This window comes from Paenibacillus sp. FSL P4-0081 (genome assembly GCF_000758565.1).
In the GTDB taxonomy this organism is placed as follows: domain Bacteria; phylum Bacillota; class Bacilli; order Paenibacillales; family Paenibacillaceae; genus Paenibacillus_AQ; species Paenibacillus_AQ phytohabitans.
Genome location: NZ_CP009280.1, coordinates 4224356 through 4249812, shown reverse-complemented (window position 1 = coordinate 4249812; position 25457 = coordinate 4224356). Strand labels below are relative to the sequence as shown.

The window sequence follows — 25457 nt, the reverse complement described above, 5'->3', positions numbered from 1 at the left end:
AACCCTCCCTAAATGATTAAGCTTATATATAGAACGGCAGACAGAATATGCTGCTTGCCGGCTCCACCGCTGCTTTAGCCCTTAACAGCCCCTACTGTGAGGCCTTTGACAAAATATTTCTGAAAGAAAGGGTACGCGATCAGAATCGGCCCCATCCCTATGACGGCCATTGCCATCTGTAAGGATTCATTCGGCAGGTTCTTCATCATCGTTGGATTTTGGGCGGCCAGCTCTACGTTATTGCGCAGATACTGCACGTCATTGAGGACACGCATCATCAAATACTGGAGCGGATATTTGTCCTCACTGCTGATATACAGCAGCGCATTGAACCAGTCGTTCCAATAACCTATAGTGCTGAACAAAGCCATGGTCGCCAGGACAGGCAACGAGAGCGGCAGAACGATCCGCAGGAAGATTCTAAGCTCACCCGCACCGTCAATTCTTGCCGATTCAATCACTGCAGGATGAATGGTCGTCTGGAAAAAGGTCCTCATAATAATTACGTTGAATGGCACAATCAGCATGGGCAGGATCAGCGCCATATAGGAATCCTTGATATGCAGCACCTGTGTGTAAATTAAATATCTGCTGACCATCCCGCCATTAAACAACATCGTGAAGAACAAAAAGAACGTAAATGCATTACGGAACGGATAATCCGCACGTGAAATGGGATAGGCATACAGTGCCATGAGCAGTACACTGAGCGCTGTGCCAAGAATAGTTATGGTAAAGCTCACCCGGTAGCCCGACAGAATCGTCTGGAAATCCTTAAAGATGGATTCGTAGGCAATCAACGACCATTTATCCGGAACAAAGCTGTACCCCTGAGTCAGAATAGACTGTCCGTCTGTGAAGGATACAATAATGACTAGCAGAACAGGCAAAAAGCAGATTAGTGAGAGGATTACAAAAGCAATGTTTAAAATTAAACTGGAAGCTACAGAAATTCCGCCGATGCGGCTGCCGGAGTCGTTGGCCATGATTGTTCTCCTTTATTTAGAATAATGCCTGTTCCCGGTCAATTTGTCTGACCGCGCTATTGGTTGCGATCACCATGATGAACCCAACCACCGATTGAACAAGCGCCGTGGCCGAGGACATCCCGATATCATTTAATTGCATCAAGGCCCGGTATACATACGTATCGACGGTATCCGTAACCGGATACAATGCCCCTGAGTTCATGGGCACCTGGAAGAACAGCCCGAAGTCTGAACTGAAGATACTTCCCATCGACAGAATCGTCATAATGATAATGACCGGCCGGATAAAAGGGATCGTTATGTTCGTAATCTGCTTCCACTTGGAAGCCCCGTCGATAAGCGCAGCCTCATAGTATTCGGGGTCAATTCCGGCAATCGCCGCAATGTAGATTACAGCACCGAAGCCGGCATGCTTCCAGGCGTTCACGAACACCAGGATATAAGGCCAGTATTCCTTCTCCGAATACCAGAACACCGCATCCTGCCCGAAGGCTTTGAGGACGGTGGCATTAATGAAGCCATGATCCGGCTGCAGGAAAGCGTATACGAGATAACTCACCACGACCATCGACAGGAAGTGCGGCAGGATAATGAAGCTTTGGTAAGCTTTTGCCAGAAACCGCCTCCGGATCTCATTGATGGCCACCGCGATCGATACTGACAGCACTAGGTTCAGCATCATAAAGGTTAAGCTGTACAGGAGCGTGTTTCTTACAATTCTCCACATATCTCCCGAAGAGAACAGGAATTTGAAATTATCAAATCCTACCCATGGACTCCCCCAAATTCCGTCAATGTAATTCACATTCTTGAACGCAATGAATATACCGAACATCGGCAGATAGCTGTGCGCCAGAAGGACAAGAACGGCCGGCAGCATCATTAGTGTCAGCGCCTTGTACTTCCACATGGCATGGATAAATCTTGAGAATCCAGTGGCTCTAGTCATGTCCATTACTCCTTTCATGGACTTATTATAGAACCATCTCTACACGGCTACGATGATGCATTCCCGTAAAAACGTGATCTTTTAAACGCCCATAGCCGGTAGTCCTTCATTCAGGCCTGCGCAAAGGCAGGGTGATGATTGCCCGTGTCCACCCGTCCACACTTCGTTCATAGGTTAAACCATACGCCTCCCCGTAATGGAGCTGGACCCGCTGATGCACATTTCTGATGCCGTACCCCTTCGGACTATGCTCTGCCTGCATAATGGCTGAGAGTTCATCCGGATCTACAGGCAGATGTCCGTTGTCCTCTACGATGAAGCGTAGGGTATCTTCACTTTGAACGGCAGATACCCGTATCTCTCCTTCCCCATCCATTCCGCGCACGCCATGAATAATGGCATTTTCGATCAGAGGCTGAATAATGACTTTGGGAGTTTCATAGCCGCTCAATGTTTCATCGATCTGCCAGCGGACCTCGAAGGTGTCAGGATAACGTTTCTCTTGCAGCCGTGTATAGGCCTGGGCATGCTCCAGCTCTTCCCCGGCTGTAATCATTTTACGGCCTTTGCTTAGCCCAATACGCAGCAGCATGGATAAGTCACGGACCATTTCGCCTACCTCGGTATTTCCGCTATCCAGCGCGTACCAGTAAATCGAGTCCAGGGTATTGTACAGATAATGGGGGGTGATCTGGGATTGAAGCATCAGCAGCTCATACTCCTTTTGTTTCAGCTGCATCACATAATTTTCTTCAATTGAATAATCCAGCCTTTTGGTCATTTTCACAAATGATCCATACAGAATGCCGAACTCGTCATGCCTGAGCGGCTCCTCCGTCCATGACAGCGTTTTGCCGGGTTCATATATTTTCATAACCGAGACGAGCTTCACTACGGGCTTGACGACAAGCCGCACTAAATAGAGAACAAACGTGAGGACAAATGCTAAAAAAACGACGGAGATAATGACGAGCATATTTTGCAGCCAGATTTGTTTACCGGTAATGGACGCTAAGGGGATTTTGTACAATAATCTGGTGTGGAATTTCGGGCTGTCCGAATAGGCATAGAGCCACTCTTCCCCGCCTTCTTCCGCAAAGGTGAAGCCGTAAGGCCCCGCAGGTCCGATATTCTTGTCAATCTCGGCCAGTGAAATGCTGCCTGAACCTGCGGACATTAACAGCTCATCCTTGTCGTTGAATAAAAAGATACCGGCAGCAGACGGCACCTCAACAGATACCATATCCCGGGTTAAAAGCACCTCTACCTTGTTGACCACCAGCAGGCCGATGGCCTCATTATAATCCCGGGGATTGAGGATACTGCGCATGAACGAGATTGTTTGCTCACCGGTCTCTGCATGCGTAATGCGCAGTGCCCCGCCGCCGCTGACATCCATGTTGCTTACCATAGCGTCAGGCAACACGCCGGAGTCATTATCCAAATACTTGAATCCCTTCGTCTTATGGGAAAGATCAAAAGGCGTATCTCTACGCTCAATATTTCTCATATAAATTGCATATTCCGTGCCTCCGGTAGACCAGCTCTCCAGAATATTATCGGCCTGCTGGATTTCATTCAGCGTGTCAATTCCGGTCCAGAAGCTATACCCCGCCGGATTACTGAAAAAGTGATTATCCAGCAGTGTGACCGTCCTGTCATTGATCGCGGATATGGTTTTGTCGATCGTCACATGATTTTGTTTAACCAGCTGGAGTGTTGTACTGCCGACTTCTTCCTTGATGGTGTCTACAGCCACATAAGCTGAAATCCAGCCTACTACTATAAAGGGGAGGACAATCAATACGAGGAATGCCAGGGTGACTTTATGCTTCAGTTTCAGTTTCAGCTTCAGTCCGGTTCCCTCCTCTGGCTTGCTTGCGGAATTCTGCCGGTGTGAGCCCCAGCATTCTCTTGAACATCCGGCTGAAGTGCTCAGGCGACTCATATCCTACCGCAAAGGCGATTTCATACCGTTTCTTGTCTGTGGTAATCATCAGCCGCCGGGCCTCTTCCATTCTTAGTGCCGTCACATAATCCCAGAGGTTGGTTTTCATATCACGTTTGAAAATATAACCCAAGTGAGCTGCGCTGAAATGAACCTCCTCGGAAATATCCTGGATTTTCAGCGCCGGATTACGGTAATTCTTCTGGATGTAGCTGGTAATCCGCGAGATCACATTCTGATCTCTGGCCTTCGAGAGCTGCTGCAAAAAAGCAACCGAATCTTCAATGTACCGGTGCAGCCGTTCCAGCTTCTGCTGTCCGCTAAGTCCCTGGAACACCATATCCGGGTTGAAATCATAGAGGGAGACCCCATTCCCCTGCCCGTATTCGACCAGCAGCCCGTAAATCCGGTAGATCAGCATCCCGCAATAGCTGTTCGTGACCTCCTGTGACTGTTCAGACACCGGCAGCTGGCCAAGGATGCTTTGCGGATTCACGTCCCCTGCGGATTCTACCGCTGATTTCATCTGCTCCATGAATTCACTGACCTTGCTCATCCAGACGACCATACTCAGATTATCCTGCACGGCTATATCGTGATAATAGAAGACTCTTTGTCCGGGATGGACTTTGGTCCACTCCGCCGCAGTGTCTGCTTCTTCCATCAGCCTGGGGAGCATTAATACATCTCCGCCCAAAGTGCTGAGGCCGATCGTTGCCTCCACATTCAGATACTGCTTCATATTCATGGCGATCATCTGCCCGATCATATGGATCTGCGAGTGTACTCTAACCCGGGGATCGCCCATTTCTTCGGCAGATAACTGGATAATGCTGATGATCGAATGGCCGAAACCGTTGAAGGTCAAACCATTCCACTCCATTAAGGTTTCATTCATAATATTAATCGCCGCATATTTCAATAATTTGCGGTCATGCAGAGTGACCTTCTGTTGGCTGAAGCCGGCCTGGCTATAATCAATGCGGCTGGAGATCACGCCGAAGAATTGTCCTTGTAATAGCTCTCCCACCTCACTGGTCACATCTTCAATATCCTTCCGGGTCAGATTCCGCTCTGTAACCAGCTCCATCAGCCACTCATTGCGCCTGGACTGGTCCTGTACCGGCCTGCTTTCCGCCTCAAGACTCTTCCCCGGAAGCTCTTTCTGGGTTAACGCTTTGCGGACTACCCGCAGCAGCTCTGTTCGCTCTACCGGCTTAACCAGATAATCCTTTGCCCCCAGCCGGAGTGATTTTTTGGCAAAATCAAACTTCTCATGGGCGGAAATGACAATCACCGGGACATTCCACTGCTCCATATAGATATTCTCCATTAATTCAATTCCGCTCATCCGGCCCATCTGTATATCGGTCAGCACCAGATCAAAGCGGTCCATCCGCAAATAATCAATCGCTTCGAACCCATTGATTGCCGTTTCAACATAAGTGATGTTCATATCCGAAGCGAGCAGGAAGTTCTTGATTCCCGCACTCACTCTCGGCTCATCGTCTACCACGAGAATTTTATACATGATGCTCCCCCCTTTTGTATCACAGTACACTCGCTGCAAATTCCGGTAGATGATCTATTTCATCTTTTGTGTGATCTATATCAGGATTGTTGACCGCCAGGCTTTGAAAGATCTCTGTTTCATAGGTTTGAAGCCGTTACAGCCCTAGTATAGATCACATATTTCCCGTAATTCATCATCGATTAGTGATAGTAACTCTTTTATGCTCTTTTTGCAAGCGTTTACATAAATAAGGAAAGGAGATTAGGGTTCACACTATCCGACTATGAGGAGGTTAAACAGATGTTCAGATCATGCCTATTCCCCGGGAGACTCAAAAAGTTATTACCGGTATGCCTCAGTCTGTTGTTGATCATAAGTACTGTCGCTCTGTCTCCCCGGCCTGCCGCAGCAGCGGTTAACCCCTTGCCGGGACCCGGCCACCCTCTTCTGTATGATGATTTTGCCGGCGGCGGGCTGTTCAAACAAAATTGGACGAACTGGTACAATCAGAACGGGGGCAGCGGTACTTTCACCAAGACGGTCCAAGGCACCCGCACGATTGGAAAGTTCACACAAACCCCAGGCTCCTCCACCTCCTGGGCCAAGTTTCAGCCGATGAACGAGACCTTTGACCTCTCGGGCTACCGTTATATGAATCTGTCTTTGCAAAATGCAGGTTATGCCCAGTCACTCATTCGTGTTGTCATAAGCGATGGCATCACCAATTACAATCTTACCGGCGGTTATGTATCAGCAACGAATACCTGGACCAGCCTGCAGTTTGATCTGGATGCCCTGTCGCCCAAGATTCAGAAGGAGAAAGTCAAATTGGAGGTGTGGCTTAGACAAGCCGGCGGGACTTACGGGGAAATGCTGATCGATGATATCGTGTTTACCACGGCCTCCGGTGGTACCGCGCCTCAGTTAAGCCCGGCTGTGATGAGTGCGGATACAGATGGCAGCTATAACCAGAACACTAATTTTACCTTCGATGCCACTTATACCGACCCGGATAACGAGGCGCCTTATGCCGTCCAGGTGATCATTGATGACACGGCCTATACTATGCGCGAAACCGATCAAGCTGATGTAACCTACACGGATGGAAAAGATTACAGGTTCATGACCAAGCTTCCGGCGGGAGCCCATTCCTACTATTTCCGCACCACAGATACGACTTCGAATGAAGTCAAGACCGGAATTCACAATTTGAGCGTAGTCAATTCCTCTTCTGTAATTGATATTGTAGTGAGCCAAGCCGGCTACAGTGCAGACGATATCAAGAACGCCAAATTCATCTCAACTACAACCGTCACAGATGCCACTTATGAAATCTTGGATGGATCAAATGTCGTGTCTTCAGGTACCATGACTTACGAGGGCTTCTATTGGAATAAGCATGTCTATTCTATCGGTTTCTCCTCCGTCACGGATGCCGGGAACAACTACAGGGTGCGAAGTAATCAGCAGTATTCCTATCCTTTTGAAATCACGCCTAACCTGTGGAATCAATACAAGGATGAAATGACAGCCTTCTACCGTCTTCTGCGTGCCTCAGTAGCCACCAGTGATGCTTATCCTGAGGGTTACAGCAGTGTAGCTCCTTCCGCCAAGCTCTACCATGCCGCGGGTCACCTGGATGATGCCCAGTCTGCGGACGGCCTGACCCATTATGATCTGACAGGCAGCTGGTACGATGCTGGGGATTACGGCAAATATGGCGGTAACCAATGGGTCGGCGCGGAGATTGCACTTGCTTATACGCGTTATGCGGACAAAGACAGTGTGAAGTACGATAACGACAGCAATGGCATCCCGGACCTGGTAGATGAAGCTGTCTTCGGCAGCGAATATCTCATTAAGTTCGCGGATCAGCTTGGCGGGGAAATGTATAATCTCAGGAACAATGCTTCTTTCGTTCACCCGGAGAAATCTACCGACAACATCTCCGTCACAGCGGATGACCGGAAGCTGACCGATTTAAGCGTCGGCGGCTCAGCCAAGTCAGCGGGTACACTTGCTGCTACAGCGCGCGCGATCCGCACGGCCATTAACGAAGGCGATATCGCGTCAGCCCGGATTGCAGAACTCACGGATTTTGCCGACCAATGCGAGAGCGCAGCTGTAATCTTCTATGATTATGTGGTTGCCCATCCTGACGGTCCAATAGGCTCTTACTCCACCAGAGGAGGCATCCCCAATTCCAAGCTGCTCGCTGATGTCGAACTGTACTTGCTGACCGGCGAGATCCAGTATAGGAATGCAGCCTCGGCTACAATTAACGCCTTAACCTTGGGTGACATCTCCTCCACGAACTACTGGGATATGAGCCCAATGTCCATGGCTGAGTTCTATCCGGTTGCCGATGCTGCAACACAGTCTCATATTCATAGTTTGTTAAAAGGGCAAGCGGATTTCTTCCTCTCCACTTCAGATGATACCCCGTATGGTGTACTGAACCAGTTCAAAAACTTCGGCGTAAACGAACCTCATGCTTCTTATTTAGGGGACCTGCTGCGGTACTATGAATTATTCGGTGACCCGGCAGCACTGGAGGCGGTGGTAAAAGGTATGTATTGGCTGTTCGGAGAAAATCCGTGGAATATCAGCTGGGTCTCCGGCATTGGCACCCATCATGTAATGTTCCCGCATACCCGCTACAATGAGGATTCCAATACTGCGGGTGATACCGGGATTATCTTCCCCGGCGCCATGGTCAGCGGACCGAATATGAAAGATCCTAAGAATCGGAACAGTATAAGCCCCTGGTACGAAGACCGTTCCCTCTATCTGGATGATACGAATCAGTGGCGGTATAACGAGTTCAGTATCAGTATTCAGGCAGGACTCCTGTACACAGTTATGGGACTTAGTGCAACTCCGGGAACAGGGGCAGACAACACAGCGAAGCCGCCCGCCTTGCCGCTACTCTCTCCGGTGATTGGAGAATGGGTCCGCGGAGATGTAACTGTTTTTGCTGAGGCCGGGGATGATCTGAGCCAGGTAGAGTATGCGGCAGCCGGATTGCCTTATCAGCCGATGACGGTATCCGGTAATGTATATTCAACTGTAAGCGGTGCGGTGTACGCTGCGGTTATCGATGAGAGCCAATCCTTGCCCTATACCAACCGGAGAGTAGATGTTCGAGCGAAGGACTCTTCCGGCGGATACACCTACAGCTCGACTCATTACACCGTTGCTCCCGCGTTGCCGGACCCCTCCACTCCGCTGTTATATGATGATTTTGCAGGAGGCGGATTCTGGGGTGGTTCTGCGGCCAACACGACCTGGGTCAACTGGTATAATCAGAATGGCGGCACGGGAACGTTCACCAAGCTTACAGCAGACGGACGTTCAGCCGGCAAATTCGCCCAGACTCCGGCAAGTGTGACTTCAGCGGCTAAATTCCAGCCGTGGAACGATGTGGTCGATCTGAGCGGCTACCGGTATTTGAATATTACGCTTAAGAATCCGGCCTCGCCTGACCTCAGAACCCGGATTGAAATTAATGACGGCAAAAGAACGTACAATCTGACCGGAGGCTGGGTAGAGGTTCCAGCGGACTGGAGCGTTCTGCAATTTGATCTGAATGCACTTAGTCCGGCCATTGATAAAAAGGCGCTGAAGATGTCCATTTGGCTGAAACAAAATACAGTCACTGCCGGAGAAATGCTGATTGATGAAATTAAGGCGACCAATCAGGTCAGCGGAAGTGCGCCAACGTTAACTTCAGGAGGCGTAAATCATACAGCAGGCACGCCGCAGACCGAGTATACTTTCACAGTCACTTATACCGATGCGGATAATCAGGCCCCATTTGCCATGGAGCTGGTCTTGGACGGCGTTGTCCGGATCATGCAGCCTGCTAATCCGGGTGACACTAATTATGTTGACGGCAGAGTCTATCAATATACCATCATGCTGCCTCCCGGCCAGCATTCCTACTACTTCCACACCACCGATACGTTTACTGATGCCATAAGTACAGAGGTTCTGAGCGGCCCTATAGTTGTTGGGTAGCTAATAAGCCCGCTGCATACGGGGCTGTCCCAAGCTAAGAAATAGCTGCTTGGGACAGCTCCTCCTTCTATTTCTCGCAAAAACGGTACCGTCCCTAAAAAGGACGGTACCGTTTGCTGCTTGTGTAGTAGGATCAACGTGTGCACTTGAGTGGACGCTGCGCGGACAGGATGTTATAGATTCATCCGCTTTCTGTGGCAGAGATCCAGAAACTTTGTATAAAATCATGCCCAAAATACAACATTTCCCTCCTCATATCGGCCCAAATCCAAAATTGTTGTACAAATTGCAGCATTTCACCTTATTCAAGCAGCTCAGCAGTATTATTCTTGTATTTCATACAACAATCCTTCCGATCACCTGGCTATCCATGGATTAGAGTTGTAAAACGTACAACATTTAGCAGAAATTGATCTATGGTGGTCCATGCATGACGTCAAAACGGAGGAGAACCGGATGAAAACTATTGATCAACCTGTTCTGGGTGAATTGGAATTTGCTCATGAACCACACCGTATGACGGAAGCGGCATTTCTTCATTGGCCAAATCACTGACTGTTCAAATCCGCTCCAGAAAAGGGATGGCCAGCTCTGCAATCCGCTGAAAGCCTGCCTCATTCGGATGAAGGCCGTCAACGGTGAAAAAGTTCAGGGTTAACCCGGTAATCCCGCTTTCGGCATATAAGTCCAGTACGGGCAAGGCATAATAAGCCCCGATCCTGCGGACCGCTTCAGCGTATTCCGGCAGGCGGAAGCCTGCGCCGTTAATGAAGGCAGTATCCCATCCGTCCTTATCCCGCTGAAGCGGAGTCCACAGATTCAGACGGGCATCCGGTCTGCGGGTTAACAGGTCCTCAATCAAAGTGGCGTAGGCACCGTAAAACGTATGAATGTCCCGCCCTTCCATATTTCCCAGCGGCTTATCGAGCCTGAAATCGTTGGTTCCGGCCATAATAGTAACACAGTCAGGGATCTCAGTTAAGGAACGGCCCGCATGTACAGTCGCCCCGTAGTCACGGTCTCCGCCTGCTGCCATAGGACAACCGCTGACTGCGAGGTTGACCATTGTTCCGAAACCAACTTCTGCACACACCAGCGGCTGATAACCACCCGCCGCGCTGATGCTGTCGCCAAGCGTGCCCCAGCTTTTGCCTGCCCATCGGCCAGATGCTCTCAAAAACACACCCCCTCACTACATTTGCTGAACCTCACGGATAAGCTCATACAGCTTGGACACAAACGTCCCTCTTGTGATGCTGGATTCCCGGCTAAGCTCTATAAGCGGGTCCTCCCGGGCGGAGAGGCCAAGCCCTCTTAATGCAACCTGTATCCAATTCGCCGCCATCGCCCCGGTTAGCAGCGGCCGTTCACGCCAGTACTCCCGCGGTCCGGCTTCCTCCAGGGGCAGCCTTGGCCCCATATCTGTACCAACCGGAATTAGGTTGTCTGTCGCCGGAAGTACAGGCAGGCTGCGGCATCCGGGTAAACTGCGTGCCCATGCAATCAGTCTGGAGGCTTCGGATAACGGCATTGGATCGTCTAATCCGGCAGCATAAGCAGTGAAGAACCCCTTTGTTCCCAAGTATTCCGCGGCCTGCCTTGCCGGATGATCCCAGGCAACATCTTCGAAGTAAGTAATCCGCTGCTCCCGATCAAGCAAGCTGATCTGCAATGCATCGACAGGCACAAGACGCACATCTGTGTTCCTAGTGATGGCAAGGTCTGCGGCTATGCCGGCCGCAAAGCCGAGCTGCATCCAGCATGGCTCCATCCGGAGGGTGCCGAAGCCCATATGGCTGGCGGACACGGCGACCGGTACCAGCAATCCGTCAATAGCTTGAGGAACTATAACACCGTAGGGAATCTGATAGATTTCAGACAGCCAGTTGAGGCCGAGGAAGCCCTCAAGCGCTTTGTTTTGACCTTCGGGCTCCCGTTTCTTCACGGCATGAGAATCAATGGGGTAATCCCCGATCGCGATGCTGTCCAATTGAATCGGCGCACGCCCAAGGCCCGGAGCCAGTCTTGCATCATTTTCTGTAAACGTGTACTCTCCCTGTATCCTTCTGGCTTCACGCACATATAACTGCGGCGGGAAATAATCGTAAGCGGTAAATTCATCCGCCGCATACCCCCAGCTCTGCGCATCCTTGCGAAAGTCCTCCGGCAGCTCCTCATCGTGCTGAATAAACCACAGCAGCCCCTGAATATACTCCTTCTGGCGTTTCGCGAATAGCTCCCTTGTCCTGCGGTCCCCATCGGCATAAGCCGTATTCTCCTCCGGAAGATCCGTCGAGCACATGCAGTAATGGTGGTTATTGCTGTCTGTCTTACCGTTCGGCACGGCCAGCATATTAAGCATGTCGCCAATGGACTTGATACGCTGCTCCGCTACATCAGTTGCCAGCAGGGCATATTCGTCACGGTTATACCCCGGCGGTCTGGTACAAGCAATGAAATTATCCCGGTTCCGGGTTAGGCACAGCCTGTAATTATACGCTTGTATCCGGTCATCCCCTTCGCCGGTGCTGCCGGGATACACTTCCTTCGATTCATCGAAGTTCATATAGAGCCTGCCGGCATACTCCTCGTTCCACTCTTCCCGGGATTCGCGCCCCAGCCGGTAAGGCACACCTGCCATCGCCGCCAGATCACCCTCGTAAGTCCCGTCCACGAATACGTTGCCGACCAATTCCTGTTCGCCAGCATCCGTCTGTACCCGAATCGCCAGCAGTTGAGTGCCTTCTACCCGGACACCCTTCAGCTCCGCACACAGCTGAATGTGAAGCAGCGTTTCCTTGCCTGTCATCTCCTGCAGGATATGCTGAGCGACGGACGGCTCGAAGAATAATCCGTTATTGCAATCCTGGACCTGCGCGGATTCTTCGCCGTACCGGTCACGATAATAAGCATGTACGCGGCCGGCAAATTCACGGAATACGGCGCCGGAGGCTTCAAGAGAGAGAATATCGGTTCTGCCTAGTCCGCTGGTCAGCATTCCTCCCAGATGATCTGTCGGTTCCAGAAGCAAGGTCCGCCGGCCCTGCCTCGCCGCTCCGAGCGCTGCACCGATTCCGCCGGGTGTTGCTCCGTATATGACAACCTCATAGCTTTCCATTTATCCTCTGCTCCTTCAAGTGGTTATTAGCCCTTAATTCCTGTGAAATTAATCCCTTTCTCCACGAAACGCTGTGTGGATATGAACAAGATCAGCAGCGGAATCAGCGAGAGGACGCCGCTCGCACTGATCAGGTTCGGCCGGACGATGGTATTGCGGTTGGTCGTCTGCTGCATATCGTTCATCGCGACCGGGAAGGTCCAATGCTCCGGCGATTTCGTTACGATGTAGGGCCACATGAATTCATTCCATACAGGCACGAAGGTCATGACCGCCACGATGGTGAACACAGGGATCGACATGGGAACGACAATCTTCAAGAAGGTTCTGAATTCACCAGCACCGTCAATCCGGGCCGCCTGAAGCAATTCCTTGGGCAGCTGATCGAAGAAGCCTTTGAACAGGAAGATTACGAAGCCCCAGGCGAAATGCGGCAGGATGATGGCCCACAGGGAGTCACTTAGATGCAGGTTCTTGATCAGAATATATTGCGGGATCAGGATCGATACCCCGGGAATCATAATTGTCGCCAGGAAGAACATCAACAGGAAGAATCTGAGGCGGCTGCTGCGGATGAGCTGGGACAAGGCATAACTGCCGATACCCGCGAAGACCAGCTGCCAGATGATGACGGTGAACGTGACCATTCCGCTGTTGATGAAGTAACGGTAGAACCCGAGATCCCCGGCTTTCCCAAGCGCTATGTGCTGCAGGCTGGCGAAGCTGTCGAACAGCCTTAGCTTATTGCGGGAATGCTCTACACTCGTTATTGTTCCGGCTAACACGTCATGGGACACGAAGAAATCGCGGTAAAGCTTCGCCACCTCATGGTCAGAGGAGGGTGCCGTAGCCTTGGCCGGCTTAGAGGCCGGTCCGTACCATTCGAAATCACTCAGTTTCCGCTCTGCGATGGTGGGCAGCTTAAGCTTCATCACCTGATCGTTGACGACGCGGGTAGGCACAATCGACATCTGGCCCACATAGAATTGCGCCGAAGTGGCCTTGGCCCGGAACAGCTGCTGGCCGTCCCTCGTCCCGTTCACGATAATCTCGCCGATATTGTTGCGGATTAAGGATGCCCAGGGGAACCAGATCGCCTCCATTGCTTCTTTCTTATAGAAGGTCTCATCCCCGCTGGCTGCACCCGTGAAATCTAATGTAACAGTAATCGTGTGAGGCACGTCCGGAATGAATTTGGGCGTAGCCGATTGAATCGACTCGTTGTCCATGATGGAAGTAAGGCACAGCCATACGAGTGGCAGCGTACCGAACAGGAGAAACAATATCGTCACAGCATAGGAGGTGAACTTTAGTCCCTTCTCACCTCGCTCAGAGATGCGGTTAGATTTCATAAGGATCAGTTCTCCTCCTTCTGCAGCTTGAATTGAATGACCGTCAGCAAGGCAATTACCAGAAACATGAAGAATGACAGGGCAGCCGACATCCCGAAGTTCGATTGTTCGAAGGCAGAACGCTGAATGAGCAAGGAAACGACCAGTGAAGCATCTGCAGGACCGCCCTTCGTCAGAATGAAGATATTATCGAATGCAAGCAGTGCACCGGACATGAACGAGATGAACTGGATCAGGATTACGAAGCGGATGTTAGGCAGCACCAGGGACCGGATTCGGCGCCAGGGGCCGCAACCATCGATTTTGGCCGATTCGAATAATTCTGCAGGGATCGATTTGATCGCAGCATAGTAGAGCAGCACTCCGATTCCGCCGCTGGCGAAAAACCCCGGCAGGACAATGGCGAACTTAGTCATGTTAATATCGTTGAGCCAGCCGTAGGGACCAAGGCCGATTTTGCCGAGCAAGTAATTGAACAGCCCGCTGTCGGGGTTGTACATCCACTTCCACAGCAGCGCGCCTGCCACGACCGGCAGAATGCTCGGAATCTGATACAGCACCCGGTACACTCCGTTCGCCTTGCGGATCTCGCTCAGGAAGATGGCTTGAACGATCGGCACCCAGAAGGTTAACGCGACGGACAGGAGGAAGATGATAAAAGTGTTCTTGAGCGCAAGCCAGAACGTCGATGTCTGCAAAAAGACGAAGTAATTCTCTAACCCGACGAACCTGCCGGGCGGATTCACGATATCGTAGTTAAATAGACTGATTTGCACGGCCGAGAAGATCAGATAATACTTAAACACGATGAAGACGATAATGGATGGCAGTAGAAACAAGACCGGCGTCCACCGGATACGGAAACGGGTCCGGGGGGCGGGAAGGGCCTTCAGGGGAGGACTGGATTCGAGCTTCATCTTTTCACCGCCTGCACAAGAATAGATGCCGGGATCCCCTTGCCGGAAACCCCGGGCAGCTTAACAGTAATCTGTGGTTATTTGCCGGATTTACTCAGGATATCTGCGTTATATTTATCGATAACTTCCTTCTGCGCCAATTGTTCCGCCGCCTTGAGCTCCGTCAAAGGATCAGCATTCTGATCGAGCAGCACCTTCTGAATCGGCTTCACCACATAGGGGCTCAGACTCGACTTCAAATAATATTCCAATTGCTGCGTTTCGGCCGCCTTACGGATGGCACTTAAGAAATCAGCGGGCATGCCTTCAACATAATTGGATGTGTCTACGTCTTTGACGACGGTAAACGGGTTGACTCCCAGCCCGTTGTCTTTATTGAACTGCAGCCGGGTCTCGAAGGCTTCCTTGGAGGACATGAACATAATGTAATCAAAAGCCGCCTGCCGCTTCTCCGGAGTTGCCGACGGGCTGATTGCCCAGAAGCTGCCGCCCACCTGGGATGGGCCTACACCCGCAGGACCGACCGGGTATGGCATGAAGCCGATTACGCTCGGGTCCATACCCTGTCCGACGAAGGTGTTATAGGCATCGGATGCTCCGAGGATCATCGCCGACTTCCCGCTGTAGAAGTCCTTGTTATTCTCTTCAAAAGACTGGAGAACATTGCTCTGAACGACCTTATGCGTCCATTTCAAATCCTTGTAATACTGCAAGGCTTTGACGGTAGCCTCAGAAGTGAAGTTAAGCTTGACCGTTCCGTCCGGCTGCAGCTCCGTCAAATCTCCGCCGGCTTGCCAGACGTAATACTCGAAGTGCCAGTCGCCCCAGTCCATGCCGAGAATATCGAAACCGATAGTGCCCGGATTCTTCTCTTGTACGGTCTTGGCCGTAGCAGCGAATTCATCCCATGTGGCGGGAAGGCTCGTGATTCCGGCAGTTTCGAACAGCTTTTTGTTGTAATAGACGCCCGTCGAATACATTGAGAGAGGTACGCCATAGATTTTACCGTCCCGTGTAGCCATGTTGAAGGCGCCGTCGATAAAACGGTCCTTATCAGGGGAAGCGTTGATCAAATCGGTAATATCCGCTACAATGCCCGCTTGAACGTATTCCTGCATCTTGGGGAACGACGGCCGGAACACATCAGGCTGCTCTCCGCCCGCAACCGCTGCCAGGAATTTCTCGGGCGTCTGCGTCTCATCCTCGTGTGTGACCTTGATGTTCGGATAAGCAGCATCGAACTTTGCCTGCAGTTCTTCGGCGACCGCTTTCGTTGCGGCATCCGGCGCCGGCTTATCCCAAACGGTAATCTCGACGATAGCTGCTTCCTTGGAAGGCCCTGCTGTATTCTCCGCCGCAGGCGTATTTCCCGCCGGCGTTGCCGCCGATTCGGCTGCCGGATCGTTCCCGTTGCCGGAACCGCACGCCGTCAGCAGGCCGAAGGCGAGCGACATGGTTAACAGCGCAGCCCGCTTGTGTGTAGACCCTTTATAACGCTTCATTTCATAATCCCCCCGTGAAGTGTGGTTGCTGTACCCCTTCATCATAAAGGGTTGCAACCGCTTACTAAATAGAAATAATTAACCGGCTAAATATGAATATTTCACCTCCAGGACAGCGGTCCGATGTCCCAGCGGAGGATTGTTTGTTCTATGCACAACCGGATTTTAGGGAGCATGTCGTACGGAATGTGAGGCGCACCGGGCAGGGCGACCTCGAATCCGAGGTCTTTCCTGTGCAGCAGCTTACAATAAGCTTCGGCCGTTGGACTCTGCGTATCCGAGTGGCGGTCCCCGATTCTGGCCAAGGCAGCCACGGCGAACGAGACGTATTGGAAGTGTACTTCGGCAGGCGTCTCCGACGCTTCACTTGCATCCGGGTTCGGGAAAGCTGCTACAGGTTCTTCCAATAGGGTATACAGCAAGTCAGCCGCATCCTTGTCCGCAAGCAGTCCCAGCAGGAGAATCGCCGAATAGCCCCGTCCATGGCTGCGCTTATGGACGAGGCGGGTCTGTGGTACGAAGGGGTCCTTCACGCGCGCGAGCTTTCTCAGCACAGGTGCGGACGAGGCATCCCCAAGCAATGCAAGTGCGAATGCACTATGCTTACTGAGGTCAGACTCAGGAACCAGTGTCATCCAGGCTCTTAATGCAGCGTGAATAGATCCACCCATTCTAACCGCCGACCAGATCGAAAGCCCCGGATGCGCGTTGGACATACCTTCCCTGATGGTCTCCGGCTGACCGAGCCAAGCCGGACCCGTATTGTGCCCGCTTGCCTGCAAGCAGCCTGTTGCGGTGAGCAGCGCGGATAGCTCCGGATAAGGAACCTCCCGGAGCGGTACTTTCCTGGTTATGGAGAGATAGGCGGCATAGGCGGCAGCCTCCCCTGCTTTTTGCATATCCCGTTTCATCCGTACACAGGTGGCCAAGTCATGATCGACGGCCAGACATCTGCCCGCGACGAGCAGCCCCTCCATTCCTCTGGGAATGAGCGCGCCGAGCGGGACCGGAACGGAGAGTTTGTGTCCCCACATGCTGCAGGCAACGGTCCATTTCTGCAGCACCTCGCTCTCGAAGGCGGTATCCTTGCTGTGCAGATCAACATGCGCATACGCGTAATACAAGGGCTCCGTTGTATGAATGTCATTGAGGACGCATTCGAGGGTCACCTGTGCTTCCCCTTCGATCAGCCGTCCTTCCCTGATTCCGGTCAGTGGTGCAAGGCGGAGCCAGCGGTCCCGCTCAGTATAAGTATCCTTCAGGTGCGTAGAGACGGTTGCGGACGTGAGGATTGCTTGCGACAGAGCTAACGCATCTCCCGGATCGGCATAACCCGAGTCGGTATGCCGGCAGTTAACCTGTCCGTTCTCCAGCTGCAGCCATACGTTCGAGAACGGCTGCAGCTGGCCGTCCATCTTACGGCCGCAGTACATGCCCGCTCCTGCATGCGCGCACACATGCGCGTCTCCCGTACAATCAATCACGACTTCACTGTCCGCCGTGAATCGGCCTTCCGGGGATATCCATTCGATTCCGCATACGCGCTTGCCCCGTCTAAGGACTCCTGTGATTGTGCTCTCATACCGGAGGTCTGCGCCAAGCTGAATCACTTCCTGCTCCATTACGATCATTTTGGCTTCTCCGTTCACGCCTTGCGAAGGTGTGAAGCATCCGGCAGCAAGCGTTAACACCTGCTTATCCAGAGGCTCGGATATGCCGCCCCTCGACCCGTAATAATAGCTCCATACAGCCCCGGCCGTTCCTGTACCGCCCATGCCATGCAGACGCTCTACGCCAAGAACCTTCAGCCCTTGCCTGGCCGCCGTGATGGCCGCAATCGCTCCTGCTGTTCCCAGCCCTGCTACGATGACATCATATCGTCCCGAATAAGCTCCCCCGAAGGACGAATGGTTGACCACGCCGCCGCTATACCTTTCTGCGCACTCCATCTGCTGCTCCCTCCCATCTCTTTTGGTGAACATAGCCTTGATCGATAGCTTCAACCGGGTGCCCATACCCTTTTGACGGGAGCCAGAACCAGCCGTCCGTGACGAGCTGCAAGCCACGCTGCACTTCACAATCGAAGACGGAGGCGATGGCGGCAATTGTCCAGGGGAGAAGTACACTTGGACGGGTATGCCAATAGCTTAATAGACCGTTTCTTGCAGCAGGCCAATCGTCGTCTGCTGCAAGCGTCCATTTGACGATATGCTCTGCGCTGAAACGACCTTGAACGAACTCCACCCCGGGATCGCTGGCAGCAGGCAGGCCCTGATCTGCAATTCCTGTGTGAATATACGCATTAAGGCTGCGCCCGGCCGGACGGATCTCTGCCGGACGGGATACCCGGCATGTAGTCGTATCTATTATGCGGTCGGCCGTTACCGTATGTAGACCGGATGCATTGAATAGATCAACCTCGAAGCCTGCGGGGAGCTGCCGGATCTCAATAATCTCTGTCAGGAGCAGCACCTGAACCCGGGCATCCAGCAGTCTCCGGCACAGAACAGGATGAAGGCCCGGAAGGTGCACCGGCTCTAAGGCGGCCTCGGTCAAATTGCGCTGACGGAGCTCCAGCACGAACGAGCGTCCGAATGAGGACAGCGGAATCGGCCCATCGTTCCGTCCAGGGTTGAAGCTCTCGATATACTCTTGCCCTACTGCTGCCGACCGCTCGACGACCAGAGTCGACTCCGGTGCCGCTAACGCTGCTCCGATTCCGCTGCAAGTCGCTCCGCAGATTATTGTCTTATAGTGAGCTTGCAATGTATGTTCCATGATCTTCATCGAACCCTTGTCCCCCCTTGTCAACACTCATCGGCCTTACTCTGAAGCAGCCGACATGTTCAAGCGGTACTGAACCGGAGTCGTACCAGTCGATTTCCGGAACACGCTGCTGAAATAAGCCGCATCGGGAAAGCCAACCAGAACGGCAATTTCCTGGATCTGCAGCTCCGTCTTCTTCAAGAGCTGTCCGGCCTTGCGGATTCGTTCTTCAGTCAAGTAGCTGATGAAGCTGCTTTTAAACCGTTCTTTGAACCGTCTGGAGAAATAATTCGGGTGGATATAGAAGCGGTCAGCAATGACCTGGAGACTGATCGGCTCATGCAGATTATTGTCTATATAGAGCTTGATTTCATCCATAAGATCGGGATTCGAGGAATGCCGCATCCTGTTTAAGTGATCCATCATATTATGGGTCATACCGGCAAGCTTGACCTCAATCTCCGTCCAGCTCTCCACCCCGTGAAGCCAGCTCAGGAGATCGCCGACCTCACCGATGATCCATTCCGGGATACTTGTCTTAAGCAGCAGATATTTGCGGTAGAGAAGATGGAGATCAATGCAGAAGCTCTCCAGCTGATTGAAGCTGGAAGCTTCGTACTCCACGAGTGCTTCGATACGGGGGCCGAGCCACTTGATTAAGGCTGCGGCATTGCCATCGTTCAAAAGGCGGAATACAAACCGCTCATCCTCTTCCGCAAGAACCGAGCTCCCGTTACCCTGACCGCCGGCTGCCGGTGTCAAGCCGTATACTTTATTCCGTCCGTGGATAATCCGGTCCCGCAGCGCTTGCTTGGCTTGCTGATAGGACTGATGGATCTGGCGGATATTCCGCACCGGCAGGCCGAAGCCGATGGTCACCTCAAGCTTAAGATAGCGGTGAATCCCCGTCATCACCCCTTCAAGCTCATGCTTTATAGAGGTGAGGCCGATGGAATTGCCGTCTCCAAGGAGGTAGACAAGCTCTTTGTCATAGATGGAATGGCGGAATAACATCCCTTCCCGCTCCCTGGATTCAATCAGCTGGGAGATGACATTGGAGATTGCAAATCCAAGCAGAGCTTCGTCTCCCTGGAGGAAAGAGCTATAGGGCAAGTCGGGCCGTGTGACTTCGAACAGGACGATTACGAACTCGCGGCAAGAAGTGTTCATGGATGCCAGCTCCCTGTCCTGCTCGAAGGCAAAGCCCTCGTCCCCCTGCTGGATCAGCTGGGTCAACAGCCGCTCACGCGAAGTCTCCTCGCTTCTTTGCTGAAGCACCTGGAGCTCATCGCCGAGCGTGGAATGCCGTCGGTCCTGCTCGATCTTCGCCATGATCCGGATCAGGCAGTCCCGAAGCTCTTCGGGTTCGACCGGCTTCAGCAGATAGTCGGCAACCCCGTATTGGATGCCTCTTTTGGCGAACTCGAATTCTTCATAGCCGCTGACCAGGATAAATTGCAGTTTATCGTCGACCTCCTTGGCCTCGCGGATGAAATCCAGCCCGTTCATCTCCGGCATCCGGATATCCGTAATGACGATATCCGGCCGGAGCTCAGCCAGACGCTGCAAGCCTTCAATACCATTCGCGGCTTCGCCAATCTCCCCGATCGGCAGCCCCATCCGTTCGATGATCCGGATCAGGCCTTGCCGTAAGATAGGCTCATCTTCAATCAGGAGCAGTTTCATCCCACTACTCCTCCTCTCCCAGTTTTCTTAGATGAATAACGGCTTCAGTGCCTTGCTCCTGCTCACTGGTAATGGTAAGACCATATTCATTTCCATACAGCAGCTTGATCCGGTTCTGCACGTTCATCAGTCCGATGGAGGATGGCGGCAGCTCGTCACGCCGCTGCTGGATATCCTGACTCAGCAGCATGTTGAGCTCCGCCAGTCTTGACGCTGCAATCGGCGGGCCGTTGTTCCATACATTGAGATAGATTTCCTGATCGGACAGTCTCCAGCCCCGGATTCGCAGCTCGCATTGCGCAGACATTCTGTCGAAGACATGCACGAAGCAATTCTCCACCAAGGGCTGTATCAGCAGCTTCGGAATGGAGAAGCCGTATATTGAATCCTCCACTTCGATCGTATATTTGAACCGGTTCCCGTACCGCTGCTGCTGAATATAGAGGTACAATTCGATCTGCCGCAGCTCAAGCTGTATCGTTGACGTCCGGGCAGCACTTATGTTGTAACGGAACATCTTTGCCAGTGATCTGCTGATCAGGCTAATACGGTCGTCATCATGCAGGGTAGCAAGGCTATCGATTATGCCTAGTGTATTGTAGAGAAAGTGAGGATTGATCTGCGATTGCAGCGCCTTGATTTCCGCTTCTTTACGGACTAAGTCTGCCTCGTACACTTTCCGGATCAGCGACTTGATCTCCTCAGTCATGTGGTTAAAACGGTGAATAATGTAACCGGTTTCATCTTTGGTGCGGATAGGCAGAATAATATCGTAATCGCCCTTCTCAACGGCCAGAATGCCTTTCTTCAGCTCTTTGAGAGGAGTAAGAATTCGTGAGGACAGCAAAATTGCCACCAGCATGGCTCCCAATAAGCAGGCAATTCCGATCAAGATCGTATCCCGCGCCAATCCGTTCACCTCTTTGAGCAGAGTACGGACATTAACGATGCCCACCAGTACCCATGACGTATTCGCCAAAGGCTGGGAAACGTACAGCACTTCCGAATCATTACGGCGCTCCAGCGGTTTACCGGGCAGTGAGGAATCGGCAGAGATCCGGACCGTCTCTTCCCTTGCATCCACCAGCAGAAAGTCCACGCCTTCCGTCTCACCAAGTCCAGAGAGCCATTGCTTCAGATACTCATAAGACAGCTGGACCATCAGGACACCGATAATGGGGAACTTGGATAGCGTGCTGATATTCTTGACTGCCTGTACGAAAGTCAGCGTGCTAACCTTCTGCCCTGTACGCCGGTCAAAAGCTATCGAGGGGACCCAGACGCCTTTGCCGTTATTCGCCACCGCGATCTCCTTCAAATCTTCGAAATCGACTACATCCGTGTTATTGAGATTGCCTTTGATCAAGCGATTGCCCTCAAGCTGTGTAACCACGATGAATTCGACTGCGGAATGATCGGTCACGAATTGACTGAAGTTGCCGGAGAATTCACTATAAGCCAGCGGATCAGAGCCTAACGTCTGCACGAAGCTTTGGAATCTCGGGTCAGAGAAGTAATTCCATGCGGTACTCTTGATATTGGCCATCTGCGTCTCCAGGTTGGTGGCTGATTGCGAACTGAAGAGCTCCATATTCTGGATCTCGCGCTGCTTGATATCGGAGGAAGTATGATCGTAGGTATATAAGCCAAGCGTTGATACCGTAATCGTGATGATCGCGAATAAGGCGAGCAGCATTTTACGGAAAAGGGAGCGTGAAAAATAGCCGAATACAGCCATAATCCCCTTTGTGACCGAATGGATTAACGAGAGTATGGCCATCGCCCCCAGATCATAATTTTTTCCATAATTCATTATAATCCGATTATTACGCTAAAGGGAGTCCTTCCTGACCTTCTCTCTCATAAACCGCCGTCACAATTTCGGCAGGCCGGACCGGCAACCGAACCCGTCCATCCTGCCCTTGGGTCAGCCTATGCAGACGTTCCTCCATAATGTTGCTTTTGTTCCATACGCCCCCGCCTCCCGGAGGTGCATCCAGCAATAGGACCGCAGGCTGCATAGAGGCATTGAACCAGCGGACGGCGAGATCGCCGGTTTCTTCCGAAACCTTGAACGAGGTTAGTAACAATCCGTCTCCCTCCCATTGCAGCCAAGAATGGGTAGGGGGAAGTTCTCCGGATTTCAACCCGGTTGGAATTACCGTAAAGGGAACCGACTGGCGATAGGCTTCCGCCGCCGCTTCAGTCCGGAACGGCTTACCCGAATACGGAATTAGGCTGAGCTGGGCCGTATGCGTTCCCAGGCACTGTGCCTCCGGCGTGCGGAACACGCCCCAGTCCCCTAATTCGCCCACGGCCCGAAGCAGCGTGACGGCAAGCGTGTTACGGCCGTCCTGCAGCACTTCATACTCGTGCAGCCCAAGGGCAGCCGCCATCAGACCGGCCTCCACGGAATCGATGCCGGAGAATGATTGCTGAGGATGGCAGTAGCTCGGATTGACCCATTCGGGGTAGGGTATATTACTGCGCTCCGCAATCTCGAAGACTGACTCCGCGTAATGGCTGTCCGCCTGAATGCCGGCCGGGAAGCAGATACGCAGCCGGTGATCCTTCGCCTGATTGTCGTAATGGACCGATAGCTTCAAGCTTCTCGCTCCCCGCTCCAGCGTCACCTTCAACCTGAGGATGAGCGGAATCTCACGCTTGCCGCGCTGGGCTTGCCGATCCATGAACGGAACCATCGCATCGATCTCTTCCTGCAGCAGCGAATCCGCTTCTGCCGGAACAGCCCACCGGTGAACGATTTCGAACGCGGCTGTACCCGCCCAGTTCTCCACCAGTTCGCAGGAAGACACCGGGTTGCCTTCCGTCGTCAGCGCAGACTGTCCCTGCGGTGCGGTATATACGTATTCATTGCCGATATCGCCCGTATCCTCGAAATAGCCTAGTCCGGGATAGGTTGCCTGCGATGCCTTATCCAGCAAAGTGAACGTTCCGTTATCTGCAATATCCACCCGAATCCATTCATTCTCCATTGATCGCGGACCTGTAACCAGCGAAGACGGCGGGAAAGATGCAGCTGGCAGCGTATCCGTTGCCCAAGCGAATGTCCGGTATCCGAGAGCCGGAATTTGGCCGGCTAAGAAGGTCAAGCGGATGATACGGGCGTAATAAGGCTCGCGGAACCGGTCCTTCGGCAGCTTGTAGCCGAAGCGGACGCCGAGGTCCTCCACCTGCGCTTCAAGGTTCCGGCCCGAATCCGTAATGACGTATCCCGGCCGGAAGGGCAGGCTGCTGAGTCTTTGCTTCAGCTCAGCCGGCTTGCCTTCAGCCAGATACAACCGCTGGGTCTCCAGTTCCACCGTGACGACACCGTGCTTGGGCCAGCCGGACGTGTTGAATACGACGAACGGCAAGGCGTTACCGTATGCTGCGAAGCAAGAGGTATCCACCCTGCCCGCCAGTGCCTCCGCGCTGTCCAGGGCGATCGATTCCGCCACCTGAAGACTTTTGTCGAACCGTGTTACCATCTCCCGGTGAACCTCATCAACACTGCAGCCGCAGATGCTGTCGTGAGGATGATTCTGCATCAGCGTCTTCCACGCATAAGCAAGCAAGTGATGCGGGTAGGCATCCCCCTGCAGGTATGCGAAGGCTGCGAGCGGCTCTGCAACACGCTCCAGCTCTGATTGGCCCAGGGCATTCTGCCGCTTCAGATGAATCCGGCTTGAAGCCGTGTTGACTAGTGTATACCAGCCGTCACTGCGTAAGCTGCGCAGTTCTCCTTGGATGATGTTAAGCTTCTCCGGTGCCGCAGCCCGGACTTGTTCGATATATAATTCGAAGTCAGAATGTACGAACCGGGTATCCGGATATAACCGGCGTGCGGCCGCAAGCGCTGCGGACAGATCGGCCTGGACCGGCTGATGGTCGCAGCCGTTCATGAGCAGCAGGTGAGGTGTCGAGGCATACTGCCCTGCCGCTGCTATGCGTTCGTCCCAATAGGCCGTAGCCTCTTCGTTCCGGACCGGTATCTCCATCCCGTTGTTGTACCAGTTCGCGAATAAGATGCCCAGGACTTTCGTGCCGTCAGGCGACTCCCAGTACATCTCGGAATAAGGCGATTCGTAGCTGCCTGATTGCTGGGTGTAATTATTGAAGCCTGTCGGCTTCACCCCTCTACCGAATACCGCCGCTGTCATGCCCGCTTGCGCAATCAGCTGCGGCGCCTGCCCGATATTCCCGAAGGAATCAGGGAAATAACCGATCCTCGTCCAGCGGCCATAGGGTTTCGCGGCCTGCCAGCCGGCCAGCAGGTTCCGCACATTGGCTTCCGGACTGGTCAGGAACTCATCCTGCAGGATATACCAGGGGCCGATCAGGATACGGCCCTCTCTTATACGCTGCTCAAGCTCTTCCCTGCGATCAGGACGCACTTGTAAATAATCGTCCAGGATGATCGTCTGCCCGTCGAGATGGAAGCTGCGGAATTCCGCATCCCGTTCCAGCACGTCCAGCAATTCATCCATCAAAGCGACCAGTCTCACGTGATGCTTCTCAAACGGCATATACCATTCCCGGTCCCAATGTGTATGGGATATGACATGTACAATGTTATTCATTGCGGCACTCCCCTTGTCGTTTCTTCGGTAGACTCAGCGTAATTGTATAGAGTTTCGCTAAGAGCGGGAATGGAATATCTATACTTCCTCGCTATGAAAATTTAAACGGCCATG

Annotated in this window: 15 protein-coding genes; 1 reads left to right on the top strand and 14 read right to left on the bottom strand. The window is 52.6% G+C overall.

Going from position 1 to position 25457, the window contains the following annotated elements; genetic code table 11:
* Nucleotides 1-74: 74 nt before the first annotated feature.
* The 4 genes from P40081_RS18170 to P40081_RS18155 all read right to left on the bottom strand — a co-directional run bounded on the left by P40081_RS18170 (nucleotide 75) and on the right by P40081_RS18155 (nucleotide 5417).
* Nucleotides 75-986, bottom strand: coding sequence for a carbohydrate ABC transporter permease (locus tag P40081_RS18170; RefSeq protein ID WP_042137408.1), 912 nt, complete (start codon nucleotides 984-986; stop codon nucleotides 75-77).
* A gap of 16 nt (nucleotides 987-1002) precedes the next feature.
* Nucleotides 1003-1938 carry an ABC transporter permease gene (locus tag P40081_RS18165; RefSeq protein ID WP_197074243.1) on the bottom strand — a complete coding sequence of 312 codons (936 nt, stop codon included), beginning with the start codon at nucleotides 1936-1938 and terminating at the stop codon, nucleotides 1003-1005.
* 106 nt (nucleotides 1939-2044) lie between these two features.
* Entirely contained in the window at nucleotides 2045-3877 is a 1833-nt protein-coding gene (locus P40081_RS39395; protein ID WP_231575424.1) for a sensor histidine kinase, read from the bottom strand.
* The gene (locus P40081_RS18155) at nucleotides 3765-5417 is read right to left on the bottom strand and encodes a response regulator transcription factor (RefSeq protein WP_042137403.1); all 1653 of its coding nucleotides are present in this window, start codon (nucleotides 5415-5417) and stop codon (nucleotides 3765-3767) included. The genes P40081_RS39395 and P40081_RS18155 overlap by 113 nt, the downstream gene beginning before the upstream one ends.
* Before the next feature lie 282 nt (nucleotides 5418-5699).
* On the opposite strand from P40081_RS18155, the gene P40081_RS18150 reads away from it, so the two are divergent.
* A complete protein-coding gene (locus P40081_RS18150; RefSeq protein WP_042137401.1) occupies nucleotides 5700-9419 on the top strand; it encodes a glycoside hydrolase family 9 protein in 3720 nt (1239 codons plus the stop codon).
* Nucleotides 9420-9978: 559 nt separating this feature from the next.
* On the opposite strand, the gene P40081_RS18145 is transcribed toward P40081_RS18150, so the two are convergent.
* The 10 genes from P40081_RS18145 to P40081_RS18100 all read right to left on the bottom strand — a co-directional run bounded on the left by P40081_RS18145 (nucleotide 9979) and on the right by P40081_RS18100 (nucleotide 25343).
* A complete protein-coding gene (locus tag P40081_RS18145) occupies nucleotides 9979-10596 on the bottom strand; it encodes an SGNH/GDSL hydrolase family protein (protein ID WP_052421880.1) in 618 nt (205 codons plus the stop codon).
* A gap of 15 nt (nucleotides 10597-10611) precedes the next feature.
* On the bottom strand, nucleotides 10612-12537 hold the full coding sequence (locus P40081_RS18140; protein ID WP_052421879.1) for an FAD-dependent oxidoreductase: 1926 nt from the start codon (nucleotides 12535-12537) through the stop codon (nucleotides 10612-10614).
* Between the two features lie 26 nt (nucleotides 12538-12563).
* Complete coding sequence (locus tag P40081_RS18135) at nucleotides 12564-13889, bottom strand: carbohydrate ABC transporter permease (RefSeq protein ID WP_042137399.1); 1326 nt, start codon at nucleotides 13887-13889, stop codon at nucleotides 12564-12566.
* Nucleotides 13890-13894: 5 nt separating this feature from the next.
* A complete protein-coding gene (locus P40081_RS18130) occupies nucleotides 13895-14806 on the bottom strand; it encodes a carbohydrate ABC transporter permease (protein WP_042137398.1) in 912 nt (303 codons plus the stop codon).
* 77 nt (nucleotides 14807-14883) lie between these two features.
* Nucleotides 14884-16308, bottom strand: coding sequence for an extracellular solute-binding protein (locus tag P40081_RS18125; protein WP_052421878.1), 1425 nt, complete (start codon nucleotides 16306-16308; stop codon nucleotides 14884-14886).
* A 101-nt stretch (nucleotides 16309-16409) separates the two neighbouring features.
* Nucleotides 16410-18257: an FAD-dependent oxidoreductase gene (locus P40081_RS18120; protein WP_052421877.1), complete on the bottom strand. Its 1848-nt coding sequence runs from the start codon at nucleotides 18255-18257 to the stop codon at nucleotides 16410-16412.
* Nucleotides 18235-19095, bottom strand: a complete 861-nt coding sequence (locus tag P40081_RS36460) for an FAD-dependent oxidoreductase (protein WP_052421876.1) — start codon at nucleotides 19093-19095, stop codon at nucleotides 18235-18237. Before P40081_RS36460 ends, P40081_RS18120 begins: the two co-directional genes overlap by 23 nt.
* 36 nt (nucleotides 19096-19131) lie before the next feature.
* Nucleotides 19132-20760 carry a response regulator gene (locus tag P40081_RS36455; RefSeq protein ID WP_052421875.1) on the bottom strand — a complete coding sequence of 543 codons (1629 nt, stop codon included), beginning with the start codon at nucleotides 20758-20760 and terminating at the stop codon, nucleotides 19132-19134.
* 4 nt (nucleotides 20761-20764) lie between these two features.
* Nucleotides 20765-22573: a sensor histidine kinase gene (locus P40081_RS18105; RefSeq protein ID WP_042137397.1), complete on the bottom strand. Its 1809-nt coding sequence runs from the start codon at nucleotides 22571-22573 to the stop codon at nucleotides 20765-20767.
* Between the two features lie 13 nt (nucleotides 22574-22586).
* Nucleotides 22587-25343, bottom strand: a complete 2757-nt coding sequence (locus P40081_RS18100) for an alpha-mannosidase (RefSeq protein ID WP_042137395.1) — start codon at nucleotides 25341-25343, stop codon at nucleotides 22587-22589.
* Nucleotides 25344-25457 lie beyond the last annotated feature (114 nt).